General features: G+C 43.4%; 13 protein-coding genes. 1 reads left to right on the top strand and 12 read right to left on the bottom strand.

Annotated elements, in window-relative coordinates; all coding sequences use genetic code 11:
* Positions 1-4 precede the first annotated feature (4 nt).
* The 11 genes from MKY20_RS26440 to MKY20_RS26390 form a co-directional block, all read right to left on the bottom strand.
* Positions 5-1372 carry a YjiH family protein gene (locus MKY20_RS26440; protein ID WP_217025773.1) on the bottom strand — a complete coding sequence of 456 codons (1368 nt, stop codon included), beginning with the start codon at positions 1370-1372 and terminating at the stop codon, positions 5-7.
* Positions 1373-1384: 12 nt separating this feature from the next.
* Positions 1385-2704, bottom strand: coding sequence for an aspartate aminotransferase family protein (locus MKY20_RS26435; protein WP_217025774.1), 1320 nt, complete (start codon positions 2702-2704; stop codon positions 1385-1387).
* 86 nt (positions 2705-2790) lie between these two features.
* A complete protein-coding gene (locus MKY20_RS26430) occupies positions 2791-4167 on the bottom strand; it encodes a sigma-54 interaction domain-containing protein (protein ID WP_341004348.1) in 1377 nt (458 codons plus the stop codon).
* A 230-nt stretch (positions 4168-4397) separates the two neighbouring features.
* Positions 4398-6278, bottom strand: coding sequence for a ribosomal protection-like ABC-F family protein (gene abc-f / locus MKY20_RS26425; protein ID WP_251173993.1), 1881 nt, complete (start codon positions 6276-6278; stop codon positions 4398-4400).
* A 327-nt stretch (positions 6279-6605) separates the two neighbouring features.
* The gene (locus MKY20_RS26420) at positions 6606-6740 is read right to left on the bottom strand and encodes an RAxF-45 family protein (protein WP_284521346.1); all 135 of its coding nucleotides are present in this window, start codon (positions 6738-6740) and stop codon (positions 6606-6608) included.
* Between the two features lie 130 nt (positions 6741-6870).
* Positions 6871-7821: a cation diffusion facilitator family transporter gene (locus tag MKY20_RS26415; protein WP_071155820.1), complete on the bottom strand. Its 951-nt coding sequence runs from the start codon at positions 7819-7821 to the stop codon at positions 6871-6873.
* Between the two features lie 129 nt (positions 7822-7950).
* Positions 7951-8583 carry a response regulator transcription factor gene (locus MKY20_RS26410; RefSeq protein WP_251173994.1) on the bottom strand — a complete coding sequence of 211 codons (633 nt, stop codon included), beginning with the start codon at positions 8581-8583 and terminating at the stop codon, positions 7951-7953.
* A gap of 45 nt (positions 8584-8628) precedes the next feature.
* Complete coding sequence (locus MKY20_RS26405; RefSeq protein WP_251173995.1) at positions 8629-9645, bottom strand: sensor histidine kinase; 1017 nt, start codon at positions 9643-9645, stop codon at positions 8629-8631.
* Positions 9642-10376: a cell wall-active antibiotics response protein LiaF gene (liaF, locus tag MKY20_RS26400; protein WP_009334965.1), complete on the bottom strand. Its 735-nt coding sequence runs from the start codon at positions 10374-10376 to the stop codon at positions 9642-9644. The genes MKY20_RS26405 and liaF overlap by 4 nt, the downstream gene beginning before the upstream one ends.
* A gap of 376 nt (positions 10377-10752) precedes the next feature.
* Positions 10753-11385, bottom strand: coding sequence for a PspA/IM30 family protein (locus MKY20_RS26395; protein ID WP_341004346.1), 633 nt, complete (start codon positions 11383-11385; stop codon positions 10753-10755).
* 16 nt (positions 11386-11401) lie between these two features.
* Positions 11402-11749: a lmo0954 family membrane protein gene (locus MKY20_RS26390; protein WP_009334967.1), complete on the bottom strand. Its 348-nt coding sequence runs from the start codon at positions 11747-11749 to the stop codon at positions 11402-11404.
* A gap of 247 nt (positions 11750-11996) precedes the next feature.
* On the opposite strand from MKY20_RS26390, the gene MKY20_RS26385 reads away from it, so the two are divergent.
* Positions 11997-12509 (top strand): hypothetical protein, encoded by a 513-nt coding sequence (locus tag MKY20_RS26385; RefSeq protein ID WP_009334968.1) that lies wholly within the window; start codon positions 11997-11999, stop codon positions 12507-12509.
* A gap of 111 nt (positions 12510-12620) precedes the next feature.
* On the opposite strand, the gene shc is transcribed toward MKY20_RS26385, so the two are convergent.
* Positions 12621-14513 (bottom strand): squalene--hopene cyclase, encoded by a 1893-nt coding sequence (shc, locus tag MKY20_RS26380; RefSeq protein ID WP_341004345.1) that lies wholly within the window; start codon positions 14511-14513, stop codon positions 12621-12623.
* Positions 14514-14594 lie beyond the last annotated feature (81 nt).

Below are 14594 nucleotides of genomic sequence, written 5' to 3'. Positions count from 1 at the left end.
CCAACTAAAATACAAAAACATGTGCAATCAGTACAATAACAGGTAACGTAATAACCGTTCTTTCAATAAAGATAACGAATAAATCCATAAAGCTCAGCGGAATGTTTGAACGCAGGATCAGGATCCCGATTTCAGACATGTATACTAATTGTGTTAATGACAAGCCCGCCACGACAAATCTTGTCAGCTCGCTCTCAATCCCGCTTCCGATAACGGCAGGAAGGAACATATCAGCAAAGCCAACAAGCATAGTTTGTGCTGCTGCTCCTGCTTCCGGCAATTGCATAAACTCCAAAACAGGGATGAGCGGGTATGAAATAAACTCAAATACAGGCGTGTATTCCGCAATAATCAGGGCTGCTGCTCCCAAGCTCATAACAAGCGGAATCAGTCCCATCCAAATATCTAAAACGGTTTCGATCCCATTGGTTAATAGCTTTTTGGGACCCGGGGCATTCCTGGCTTTATCAATTGCCTGCTCCCATCCCCATTTCAATTTCGAAACCCCTTCCGGAATGGTTTCATCAATCTGCTGTCCTACTGGCTCATAATAGGTATCCGGCTTCCGGGATAATGGCGGAATTCTAGGCATAATCAATGCTGCCACGACACAAGCTGCAGAAACGGTTAAATAAAAGGGAATGAATAAATGCCCAAGGCCAACCACGTTCGCAACAACAAGACTGAAAGCAACTGATGCAATCGAAAAGGTCGTCGCAATGACCGCTGCTTCTCTTTTTGTATAAAAGCCTTCATCATATTGCTTCGTGGTAACCAAAACACCTACAGTTCCGGCGCCCATCCAGGACGCAAGGCAATCGATGGATGACCGTCCGGGAAGTGTAAAAAATGGTCTCATAAATTTTTGGACAAGTGCCCCAATGAATTCCATTAATCCAAATTCCACTAAAAGCGGCAGAAGGATGCCGGCAAAAAGGAACCACGTAAGCAAAACGGGAGCCAGGTCATAAAGAACCACTCCGCCTGTATTCCGTGACCAGATAAATTCAGGCCCGATCTCAAACAAAGTCATGATTCCTGCTGCGAATCCAAGAATTCTCATGGTTAATCCAAACTTGCCGGTATCAAATAATCCTTTTAAAAACTTATTATCCAGTATAAATGCGGGTTTTGCTGCTTTTGTCAGGATGGAAAGAAAAACCGATACTCCTAAAATGAAAATGATAATGGCAGGCATCCGCTCACTGAACGCATTACCTACTAGTGATGCTAAAATACCAACACCAATGGTTACGTCTCCCTGAAATTTAACTGGAACCAGAAATAGGAGCGACCCAATTAATGATGGAATGATAAATTTCCAATACTCTCCTGTGACAGCCTGCGTCTTAACCCTTGTCTCAGCTTTCATTCTCATACCTCCTTATGAATTGGAAACAACTGCTTCATGCTCTGTAAGTGCTTCTTCCAATACTTTCAGTCCCTGGTCGATTTGCTCCTTTGTTACGATAAGCGGCGGAATCATCCGAATCACTTCCCCTGAATTTCCGCAGAGATAGAAGAGGACGCCTTTATCAAGTGAAGAGTTCAGAATATCCATTACCGCTTTTCCATCCGGTTTTCCGGTTTGCGGATCGATTATTTCAATGCCAATCATCAGTCCCAGCCCTCTGACACTGCCAATTGCAGGATGTTCGGCTTTTAAATCCTGTAATTTCTTTAATGCATACTCTCCCATCTGCTTTGCGTTTTCCAAAAGATTCTCCGTTTTTAGTATTTCAAGAGAAGCTAAAGCTGCAGAGCAGGCAATCGGATTTCCGCCGAAGGTTGTTCCATGGGCACCCAGCGGCCATTTTTCCATCAGTTCTTTTGATGCTGCAGTTGCGCTTAACGGCAGCCCTGCCGCGATTCCTTTTGCAATCGCCATGATATCCGGCACAACATCAAATGCCTGAGCGGCAAACCATTCTCCAGTACGCCCAAAGCCTGTTTGCACTTCATCAAATATCAGCAGGATTCCATGCCGGTCACATATTTCCCTGATCTTCAGCATCCATTTCTTCGGAGGAATGATATAGCCTCCTTCTCCTAGAACCGGTTCAATGATCATGCAGGCAACCTCTTCAGGGTCCACCTGATGCTTGAACAGGGTTTCAGCATCCTTTTCCAGCTTTCTTGGGAAGTACTCCTCAGGATCTTCACCAAAAGGGCAATCGCGCTCATCCGCATATGGAAGCTGATAGGTCAGCCAGGACGGCTGCTGAAACTTGCGGTATTTGCTCTTCGATGTAGATACACTGAGTGCCCCCATCGACCTTCCATGGAAACAGCCTGTAAAGGAGACAACATAGGGCCTCCGCGTAACATACTTTGCCAATTTAATTGCACCCTCAATTGCCTCTGTCCCGCTGTTTGCAAAGAAAAAGCAATCCAGATTTCCCGGCGTGATTTTTCCAAGTTCATCTGCGAGCCGCAAAATTGATTCATAGATGATAACGCCTGACGGGCCGTGCACCAAATGATCTGCACTGTCTTTAATGGCCTGTACAACCTTAGGATGACGATGGCCAACATTCTCCACTGCAATTCCTGATGTAAAATCCAAATACTCTTTTCCGTCGACTCCGTAGTAATAGCAGCCTTCCGCCTTGACCACCGGCAAATTCGGGTGGTCCTTTGCCATGCTTGGTGCCAATAAGTTTGAAATATTTCCGACAAGATGACTCCAATTTTCTTCGTTCATACTAACCCCTCCTGAATCCTGCATAAGATGTAAATGCTATATTTGCTCTGCTATTCTTTAATGCAATATTCATGCCAAAGTATGTATTAACAATCATATTTTTTTAATTTTCTTACTACTGAAGGCTGACTGATCCCCAGGGCCCCCGCTATTTCAGTAGTGGTTCGGTAACGCTTCCTTGCATTGATTAATACTTTCCTCTCTACATCTTCCAAAATAGCAGGAAGAGATTGCCCCTCAAAATCTATAAAACCATCTTTTTTTCCTTGCATATGGTATTCATAAGGCAGGTCCTCTTTCGTGATCATCAGGCTGGTGCTTGTCACGATAAGGCGTTCCATCAGGTTTTCAAGTTCTCTTACGTTTCCCTTCCATTCCAGCTGCAGTAAGTGATCGACCAGGGGTCTTTCCAGCTGCCTTTCCCGATTATGCCGTTTGGAGATAGAGTGGAGAAAATAATGAATGAGCGTAAACAAATCCTCTTTCCTCTCCCTTAAAGGCGGTATCTTCAATGGCACCACGTTCAGCCGGAAGAATAAGTCCTGCCTGAAATCCTTGGATTCAACTGCTTTCTCGAGATCTTTATTTGTAGCCGCAAGGAGCCGAAAGTCTGCCTGAACAGGCTTTGTTCCTCCCACTCTATAAAACTGCTTGTCTTGTATGAATTTCAGCAGCTTTGCCTGCAGATGGGCTGAAAGTTCGCCAATTTCATCAAGAAATAGCGTGCCTCCTTTTGCCATTTCAGCAAATCCCATTTTTCCTTTATTCTTTGCCCCTGTAAAAGCACCGCCTTCATACCCGAAAAACTCAGCTTCAAAGATGGATTCTGGAATGGCACTGCAGTTTACTTCTATGAACGGTCCGTCTTTTCTCGTACTGTTTTGATGAATCCATTTGGCGAGAGCCGATTTTCCGACACCAGATTCACCCAGGAGCAGGACTGTGACATCTACATCCCGGATTCTTCTGATGGTTTCGGCTATATTTTTCATCGCCAGACTGTCAGCTATCATGCCATCCAATTTGATGCTCTTATTGCGCAGGAGATCCAGCTCGCTCTTCACCCTTGCCATTTCTTCTTCGACACTGTTCAGGTATTCTTTTATAACAAGAAGCTCTGAAACATCGTAGGAATAGCTGACAATATGTTCGATTTTTCCAGTTTCATTGAATACGGGAATACCAGTAACCAGGATCTTTTTTCCTGAGCCGGCTTTTTGCACTAGAATGACTTTTTTCTTTTTCTTTAATACTTCAGGAGTAATCGCAGGCTTGAAGACCCCTTTTCTTTCCAGATCATAAACAGATTCGCCGAGTAGAGATTCCGGTTCAACGCCATAATGACTGCCGCTGCCTTTACTGACTTTTATAATTATGCCGTCTGCATTAGTAACCATAATGTCTTCTTCCATTGAAGATATGACTTCTTTGTCATTATTCCAATCCATGAAAAAGCTGTTCATTTGGGTCCTCCGAAAAAATTATTCAATATTGAATAGCGGTTCTTCTTTTGAAAGATCTTATTATTAAAAGAAAATCTCGTGAAATTATTCAGATTTAAATAATTATTCAAATTTGTATATTACTATACAGGAAATAGATGAAAACTGAAAGGTTTATTTGAAAAAAATTTATATTCATTCGATAAAATGCATAAAAAAAGGCTAACTCATTTGTTAGCCTTAACTTTTCTTTATAAAATAGCATCCAATTTCCTGTACAGCTCTTCCCTCTTCTTTTCAAGCTCTTCTTTTTCATTATAAAATGTTTGCAGTTTCTCCAGGTCCATTTCCGATTCCAGAACCGTTTCTAATTTCATAAGAGTTGTTTCAAGTTGTTCAATTGCGTTTTCCAATTCCTCTGTTTCCTGCACTTTATCCTTTTTTTTCGGAGAAACAGCTGCTATTTTAGCCTTTTTCACAGGAGGAACTTCCATCACTGCTCTCCACTTCTCATCCATTTTCTTTCTGGCCCGATCATAATTCCCTTCATAGTAATGAAGTTCTTTTTGATCAATCCAGTATATTTTGCTGAATATTCGATTGATAAAGTAACGATCATGGGAGACAGCCAAAATGGTTCCATTGAATTCTTCCAATGCCTCTTCGAGTACCTCTCTAGATTCGATATCAAGATGATTGGTCGGTTCATCAAGAATAAGAAAGTTAATGTCCCTGTGCATAAGCTGAGCCAAACGAAGCCTCATTTTTTCACCGCCGCTCAATTGTGAAACTTTACGAAAAACAGTGTAGCCATAAAAGAGGAAACCGGCCAGAATATGGCGTGCCTCTCCCTCTGTTACAGCAAGCCCTTCCCTAAAGGCATCAATCACCGATTGATCATCTGCATCTGCGAAAACATGCTGTGACAAATAGCCGACTTTCAGGTTGCTCCCTCTGCGAATTTCCCCTGCATCAGGTTCTAGCTCTCCCAGGATCATTTTGACCAAAGTCGATTTTCCAGTCCCATTATCCCCCACAATAGCTGTCCGGTCGCGGAATTGGATGTGTATGCTGACGTTTTGGAATAAGTGCTTACTCCCAAAAGACTTGCTTACTTCTTTCATCAAGACCACATCTTTTCCGCTCCGTTCAGATGCTTCAAGATCCATATTCATTTTTTTGCGGTTTAATACAGGCCGGTCCAGCTTCTCCATCCGATGGAGGGCTTTTTCCATGCTGCTTGCCCGTTTATGAAGGCCCGCGTTAGGCGGAGTGCATTGATTGGCCCACTCTCTTAACCTCTTGATGGCTTCCTTCATCTTCTTGATTTTCTTTTGCTGCTCCTCATATTGCTGAAACTCTCTCATTAGCCTTTCTTCTTTCTCTTTTACAAAGCCTGAATAGTTTGTCTGGTAAAGAGTGATCTCTCCACCTTCCAAATCCAGAATCCTGCCGGCCGTTTCATCTAAAAAATAGCGATCATGTGAAATGAGCACTACTGTCCCTTCATAATTCTTTATAAAATCAGCCAGCCATTCCACTGCCTTAATATCCAGGTGGTTGGTCGGCTCATCCAGCAGAAGCAGATTCGGGCTTTTCAGGAGCATGTGGGCGAGACATACCTTTGTTTTTTCACCACCGCTTAGAATGCTGAAATCCTTGTTCAGAAGACTGCTGATATCAAGGCCATTTGAGATGCGTTCTATCTGGCTATCCATTTCATAACCATTGTTCAGTGCAAACTGATCCTGCAGCTCTCCATACTCTCCAATAAGTTTATTTAATTGATCCGGAACATTTTCATTTGCCAATTGCTGTTCCATTTTCTTCATTGTTTTTTCCATCTCCAGCAGATAAGTAAAAGCTGTTTTTAAAACATCAATTGCCTTCATACCTGCCGGATAGTCCGGAATTTGTGCCAGATAGCCAATCTCACACCCCTTTCGCCAATGAATCTTGCCTGTATCCGGGACTTCTGCTCCAGCCAGCAATTTAAACAGAGTCGTTTTTCCGCTTCCATTTCTTCCTGTCAAACCAACCCTGTCCCTCTCATGAATTTCAAAGCATATATTTTCAAACACGGTATTTCCGCCGTAACTTTTTCCGACTTGCTGTGCGCTGCATGCGATCATAGATATTTCCTCCAAATTTATAAAAATATACATAAAAAAGCCATAGGAAACATACTCCTATGGCCTGGGTAAAATCTGATAAAATGAAGCTTTCACTGGACGATTTTCTGCTCACAGTTAGCTGTACGGCAATGCGCCGGCCACTCAGCTGCTGCCAAAATGCGGCTGCTTTATACTGAGTTCATTTAATCGGACTTTTATCGGAAGCTTGGTGCAACAAGATTTCTTAATCTTGCTGCAAAGCTAACCGCAATGAAACGGGATAAAAAAAGAGAGCTTGAAGAAGCTCCCTTCACCGTTCTATATAATGGCGTAAAAGAAATGTTCTCACTGTTTTGTTTTCATATAAAATTTGCTAAAAAAGGACAGACTTGTCCCGTTAACAGCAAAACCATGAAAAATCGCACGGTAAATTGTCAGGAATTCAATCCATTCACCTCGTGCCAAAACAGTTCCACTCATCTCTTCTCCACCTCCATTTCAAATAAGTTAGTTTTATTTTAATATTTCTTCAATTTAAAAGCAATGGGTATTTTTCCAGCATAATGAGCGCTAAAAAAGGAAGCCTTTAGTGCGGGCTTCCTTTTCAATATTATTTCCACGTCTGGATTTGATCTGTCTCAAGAATACCAAGTGTTACATCACTGATATCAGGGTCATCAAGCAGCTGATCTCTAACACCAATTTTTATATCATCCGCATCGGCAAGCGTGAGGCCTTCGACCAGCTCAATGTAACCTTCCACATGATATCTTCTTCCCTCCTGAATCAGCCGCAGCTGTTTAATATCCACGACCTGAGGATCTCCGAGAATAATTTGGGCGATACGGTCTTCAATATCTTTTGGTGCCGCTACACCAATCAGGCCTAGCGTATTTTCAAATCCGATTTTTACAGCGATCCCCACCAAAAGCAGTCCAATTAAAATTGTGCCGACTCCATCCAGGAAGTAAAGTCCTGTAAAATGAGCAATTAATATCGAAACAAGGGCAAGCAAGGCGCCAAATGTCGCAATAATATCTTCATAAAAGACCAGCCGTGTTGGAGGGGAGGCTAGCCTGACATTTTTAAAGGCAACAGGAACAATGCCAAATCCTTTGGCAGGATTCCTGGTTTCATGGCCGATTTCCTTCATGGCTTTTAATAAAATAAAACCATCGACAGCAACGGCAAGAAGCATAACTCCTACATTGAGCCAGAGGTCGGTTGATTCCTTTGGATGCTGAATCAATTCCCAGCCTTTATGTATCGTTTCATAGGCCATGATGGAAATAACGATAACAGCAATTAATACGAACAGGTTGATCACCCGGCCAAATCCTGTGGGGAACCTTTTGGTTGGCGCCTTTTCGGCAAGCGCACTGCCAAAAAACACAAACCCCTGGTTCAGTGCATCAGCAAGGGAATGGAGGGTTGTGGCAAGCATGGCCCCGCTGCCGCTTGCAAAAGCTGCCAGCCCTTTAGCAATCGCCAGTGCCGTATTTCCGATTGCTGCCATTCCCGATGATTTATTTCCTTTTTTCAATAAAGCAATCACAGACATTTCATCACCGCCAAATTTTTTTGTTTGGTTTTATTGTTACCCTCATGAACAGATTCTGAATCATTTTTTTCTGGTTCATCATTCAGGCAAAATAAAAAGAGCTAATATCACAATTAGCTCTCCAGAACATTATTTAACCAGCGAGTGCTTGAAGGCATAAATGACTGCCTGGGTTCTGTCCTGCACCTGCAGCTTGCTTAATATATTGCTTACATGTGTTTTGACTGTTTTTAAGGCAATGAAAAGTTCGTCGGCGATGTCCTGATTCGTTTTGCCTTGTGTCATTAAAAGAAGGATTTCCATCTCGCGGCTTGTCAGCTCTTCATGGGGCAGCTGGTGATTTTTCTGCCTCATTTTCACCATCATTTTGCCGGTCACTTCCGGTTCCAGCACCGATTGTCCATGATAGGTCGAACGGACTGCCTCAGCTATCTCACTGGCTTTCGAGGTTTTCAGCATATAGCTTGTCGCCCCTGCCTCCAAAGCCGGATAAACCTTTTCATCATCAAGGAAGCTTGTCACAATAATGATCTTAGCTTCCGGCCATTTCTCGATGATTCTTCTTGTCGCTTCAATACCATCCATTTCTTTCATAACAAGATCCATCAAAATGATATCCGGCCTCAATTCGAGTGCCAGATCAATAGCTGTTTTCCCGTTATCCGCTTCTCCTATAACCTCAATATCCGGCTGTGCCGTAAGGTAGGAAGACACTCCAATCCGAACCATTTCATGGTCATCCACAAATAAAACTTTAATCATTGGCCTCACCCTCAGAATTTAGTCTTGCCTAACAGCAGACATTATTTACATAATCGGAACCTTAACTTCAAGACGGGTTCCTTTGTTTCTTACACTGATGATTTTCATGCTTCCGCCAACTTCAGCGGCACGTTCATACATGTTCTGCAAACCGTAGGAGCCAGCCCTCGTCTCCTCTACATCAAAACCGACTCCATCATCAGCTACACGGAGTATGGCATAATCATCTCTTTGAATCAGGAGCACTTCAAGGTTTTGCGATTTGGAATGGCGGAGTGTATTGGACACCGCTTCTTGGAGGATGCGGAATAGGTGGTCTTCCACCCCTTTATCAAGCGGAAAATCCTCTACCTTCCATTCAATCTCCATCGCTACTTTTTGAAGCAATTCGACCAGAAGCTCTTCAATTCCTTCCTGCAGGCTTTTGCCCTTAAGGGCCGCTGGACGAAGGTGCAGCAGCAGGGCTCGCATTTCCAGCTGTGATTGATGGATCATTTCTTCCACCATTTTCAGCTGCTTTGCCTGCCTTTCTTCCGGATCCTGCTGGGTTTCAGTAATCGCAGACATCATCATGGATGCTGCAAACAGCTGCTGGCTGACAGAATCGTGAAGCTCGCGTGCAAGCCTGTTCCGTTCCTGGGAAACAATTTCCTGCATCCTGTTCTCGAAATCTTCCGCTTTTTCATTTGCCAGCTTTTGAGAAATCTTTGCCTGATCTGCCATATGCTGTTGAATCTTCTCGGCCCTGACTGCTATGGAATGCAATTCTTTACCTGTTTCCTGCACATCCAATTGACGGCCTTCCTCCACCTGGTGGAGCATTGTATCTACGGCAAAAAGCTGCCGGCGCCAGTAAATGCCTGACAATAATCCAAAAATCAGGCCAAGAGCCAGGCTTACGCTCGGCACAAATAGGATAAACGGAATATCGAGTATTTCCGTTTCCCACAGATCCCGCCATCCGGGAATGGGAAACATCGTAAAAAAAGAAGCTGTCAAAACAGCAAGAATACAAAGGGACATGCCCGCTCCCCATGCAATTTGCCGCTGAATGATACTCATACGCGCTTCACCTCGATATCCCCTACTGCAAGTGAAGTGAAAATCTTAACGCGCTGTCCTGATTGATCATAGCCGGGAGTCTGAAGCTGAAGGAGCTGGTTAAACATCTTTGATTCCTCGTGCTCTAATATTCTGGCCTTACCCACAATAGCTGAATGGCTGACACTAACCTCAACGTCATAGGGAACAAGCACCTGCACGTTTCCGATGAAGTTCCGGATGAAAATAACGGTTTCTCCCTTGGGAATAACCGTATAGCTTAAATCTATGACCGTATCACCAATACCGGTCTGGATATTGATATCATTCCATTCGTATACTTGCTCAGGTGTTTTTTGCTGGCCGACAAATATATTGGAAAAAAGAGGACTCTTCTTTATGACTGTTTCTTTCTGGAGATTTACTGCCGGTTCATTGAACTCCGGCTGAATCCGTTTAGGATCCTTTTTGGACTGCCCAAACTGAATCAGCAGGTGAATCAAAATCGCCAGGAGGAAAAATTTCAGCGTCATCATGCTGAAAATATTGATGAGCAGAAAAATTAGCCCCAGCCAGAAAAGCCATTTTCCGGAGCTCTTAGGCATCCTCTTCCTTCCGATATATACCATTCCAATTGGCACAAGAAGAGAGAATATCACACCGCTATTAAAAAAGGCTATTTCCACAAAGAGAAAGACAATGCCCAATATGATAATCCAGCTCATATAATCGCTTTTGTTGTTAATGTTCATGTGGCATCCCCCCTTTTGTGTATATGGAATGATAAGAAATGCGGCAGCGCCTTCGGAACAAGCCAAAACGCTTGTTCCTGCGAAGAACATCCAAGGAAGCCTTGCTTGGTGCTAACCCCCGACAAGCACAAGACGAGCCTCACGGAAAGGCGTCCTTTGCCTTTTTGAGAGGCTCGGCTTGTGACCTCGAGGGGGTGGCGCTGGAGCTAACAGTTATAGACTTAAAAGGCGCAGTATCTCTACGCCTTTTTAGAATACCATTTTTTGTTCATAAAATAGAAAGAGTTTTTATCTTTTTTGGGAAAAAGATAATACAGGCAGGCTTCATTTTTGTTTTATTGCATGTTCCAAACTATTTCTGACTTATTTTCGAATATTACAATACAGGCTTCTTCTCAAGCTCTTTTTCCAGCTGTGCGATGCGGGCATCAATTGTGCTGCGGTGATAGGAGCTTTTCACCTGATGTTCAAGATGGTCAAGATAGGATTCGATTTCCTGGAATCTTGTAAAGTTTTTATCATTGTTTTGATCAAGCACCTTATCCATTTGGTGATTTGCGCGTGTGATGTTTTCACGGCCCATCAGCTCCATGCGGCGGATATGCATATCCTTCAGTTTATGCTTCATTTCCTCGTATTTTCTTTCAAGGTCACCCATTTGCTGTACAGCCTGGTTCAGAAGATCCTTCAAACGGCTGGCACGCTCTTCATACTGCATTTGCTCCTGAGCTGCAAACTGATAGAGTTCTTCCTCACCTGCCTGCGATGCAACCTCTGCCTGGCGCTTGCGTTTGTCTGCAAGGTTTTTCGCCTGCTCGTATTCTCGAGTGAACTCTTCTTTCAATGTATATTGACGTTCCAAAAGCTTGCGGACCTTTTCGGTTTCACGCTCACATTCACGAAGGTATTGGTTTAAAAGTGCGATTGGATTCTTTTTCTCCTTTTTATCCAACACTTCGTGAAGGTCTGCCATTACTGTATCTTTGATTCTAATTAATAGGTTTGCCATATCTATCTCTCCTTTTTTAGTTTCTGTTTAAATCCGCCCATTGCTTTTCAAAGTTAGCAAAAGGGTCATTTTCCTCTTCCACTGCACTTGAGCTTGAATCGTTCCATTTTTTATATACCAGATATAGAACATATGCAGCTGCAAGCCCTAAAATTGCCGGGAAGTTGGAAGCGGTTGCCATCAAAGCGATGAACCCGATGATTCCATAGCCGATTTTTGCCATCGTGCTTTCTGCTTTTATAAATTGTTTAAACACAAAGTATAGAATCGCCGCGCTTACTGCCAGACCCACTATTGGTCCAAGATTTGAAACCAGCACCATGGCTGCAATTCCACCTGCTATCAGTAATCCAAGTTTTTTCATTTTCGTTTCCTCCTTTCTTGATTTCATCTTACCTGTTTCGTGTAAATGCTATAACGAGCCTCAGCTTTATTTTCAAATAAGACCTGAGACGTAGCAGATAGTCGGCCTCTTTCGACCCAGATGGGAAATATGGAAAAAGAATGTACGTTAATGCGGAAAAATGCGGGGTACACATGGGGTAGGCAAACAAATAATGAAGCTGCATCGCGCAGATTTTTCATACAGCTATGGAAATGGAGGTCCTCCCATGTTTGGGTATGATGATTTTTTGAAATTTATTCAAGCCTTTTTTGTGGTTTACCCGGCGGTCACACTGATTCATTTATTGGGGCATATATTCTTTGCAGGCATTTTTGGCGGAAAAGGGATCCGTGTTATCATTGGCACAGGCAAAATCCTATTCTCAATGAGGTTTTTAGAGGTTAGACGGTTTTACTTCTGGTATGGAGGATGTGAGTTTTCAGCATTAAAATACAGCAATAAACTGACCAAATCTCTTATTTTTTTAGGAGGGTCTATTTTTAACATAGGCAGTATTTTTATTGTGAATTACCTGATCCGGCTGGGCATTCTGGATGCAAACATGCTGTGGTACCAATTTGTATATTTCTCCTTTTATTACGTCTTTTTCGCCCTGCTGCCAATGGATATGGCAGATGGCACACTTAGTGACGGGAAGGCTATGTACAAGCTCTTGTTTAATAAAAATAAAGATGATTCCTCAGCAGACTGCCAGCTGGTTGATGAGGAGAAAAGATAGGTGAGCTGCCAAAATTCTGTTTTTTTGGACGGAATTACAAAGTTATGAGCGAAACCTCAAAATTATCCGCAAAAACCCTGATTAATAAGCCAATAAAAAAGGAAGCCCCGATCATTCGGAGCTTCCTTTTTGCATGAATTTCATTTCATAATGGCCTAGTGCCAATAGCGGCCAAATATACCGGTAACTGTGATAGTGCATGTATAGGAAACCGGCCATTCCCTGACCTTTTGGGTAATTTGTCGTCCAGTCATTTCTTTGGCCTTCGCGAATCAGGAAAGCCATGCCTTTTCTGATCTCAGGGCTGTTTTCATGAGAAACGGCAATTAAAGCATCAACGGCCCAGGCAGTATGTGTTAATGTACTGCTTCCCAATGGAACATAGCGTTTTTCAATATCGCTTCTGCAGGATTCTCCCCAGCCGCCGTCCTCATTCTGGACAGACTTCAGCCACTCAACCGCTTTTCTGATGTACTTCTCATCTTCCTTTTCCCCTGCAGCGGCGAGGCCGGTAAGGGCTGCCCAGGTTCCATACAGATAGCAAACCCCCCAGCGCCCATACCAAGAACCGTCTCTTCTCTGATTCTTTTTCAGCCAGCTTATTCCTCTTTTAATTGAAGTTTCAGCTCCTGTAGTGAAAGTACATAAATATTCAATGGTTCTGCCAGTTAAATCTGCTGTGGACGGATCAGTGAGAATAAACTCTGCTCCTTGAATAGGAATTAGATTCAGAAGGCGGTTATCTACGTTTTTTTCAAATGCCGGCCATCCTCCATCACGGTTTTGCATGGATAGAGTCCATCGGTCTCCTCTCTGCCTGGATTTCTTGGCAGCTGCTCCCGTTTGATTGTGAAGGCTCCTCAGACTGGCGGTCGTATCATCCACATCGGGATGCATGGTATTGAAGTCTGAAAATCCCCAGCCTCCAGGAAGCCCCTTGCGGTTGTGGACCGTCCAGTCTCCGTGACGGGTTTGCTGCCTTGAAAGCAAATAGTTATTCGCGTTTAAAATCGCCGTATCTGATTCATCTACACCTGCCTCCTGGAGAGCGTGGGAAATTAAAGCCGTATTCCATACTTTAGCTTCTGTTAACTGAAAATGGATATGTCCATCTATTGTGCAGGACATTCCCTTTAATCCCTTTACCGCCTTGATGATCACTGGATCTTTTGGAGAGCAGCCGAGAGCGAGGAGGGCAAATATCATATAAAAAGTGCTGCTGAAATAATTTAATGATGTTCCATCCGGTTCAATCCGCTCTAGCAAATATTGCTTTGTTCCCTCATATGCCATGCTGCGGAGCCGATCAGGCAATCCAATTAAGCTTTCGGCCATATCGGTAAGAATATCAGCAAGTTTTCTCCATTCATCAGAACGGCTTTCTTCCCATAGTTCTTCCCTGTCCCTTGTTCCATAGATTTCATCCAAATCAGGACTATTTTCCGTTCTTCGCCTGAATTTTTTGCTGCCAAGCAGGATCACCGGCAAGAGATGAATTCTGGCAAAGCTCGAAAGCTGGTAGATGCTGATTGGGCTGGATGGAGGAAGCAGCACTATTTCGATTGGCACTGGAAAAACAGCCGGCCATGGATATTGGCCTGTCATGGCAAGCATGATTTTCGTAAATATTCCTCCTTTTTTTATCCCGCCCTTTGATAAAATAAATTTCCGTGCAGCTGAAAGAGCCGGGTCATTCTTCTGCCTATAGCCTGAGTACAAAAGGGCGTAGTACGCTTCAATGGTCAAAGATAGATTTCCTTCTTTTTCGTCTCTAAAAAGCTTCCACGCACCACTCTCATCCTGGCGGCTTTCTATTCTTTCCGCCAGTTTCCGAATTAGCTCTTCATCCTTCGTTTTGAGCGTCCTCAGCAGGATAATCATATAAACATCAGTCATGATTCCAATTTCAAACGGATATGCCCATGAGCCATCCTGTGATTGGCTCCTTTTCAGCAAATCGGTTAGCCGGGTAATTTCTGCCTTGACTAGCTGCACATTCCTCATTCCCTCACTAAAGTTTTATTACACTATATTCCTTAATCAATTAAAGAATTCGGCCTTCCGGGAGAATGTGCCAGGGGCTTT

It is taken from the genome of Cytobacillus sp. FSL W8-0315 (genome assembly GCF_038002905.1).
Lineage (GTDB): Bacteria > Bacillota > Bacilli > Bacillales > Cytobacillaceae > Cytobacillus > Cytobacillus pseudoceanisediminis.
Note: the sequence above shows the minus strand (reverse complement) of the source record. Positions and strands in the feature narration are given on the sequence as shown.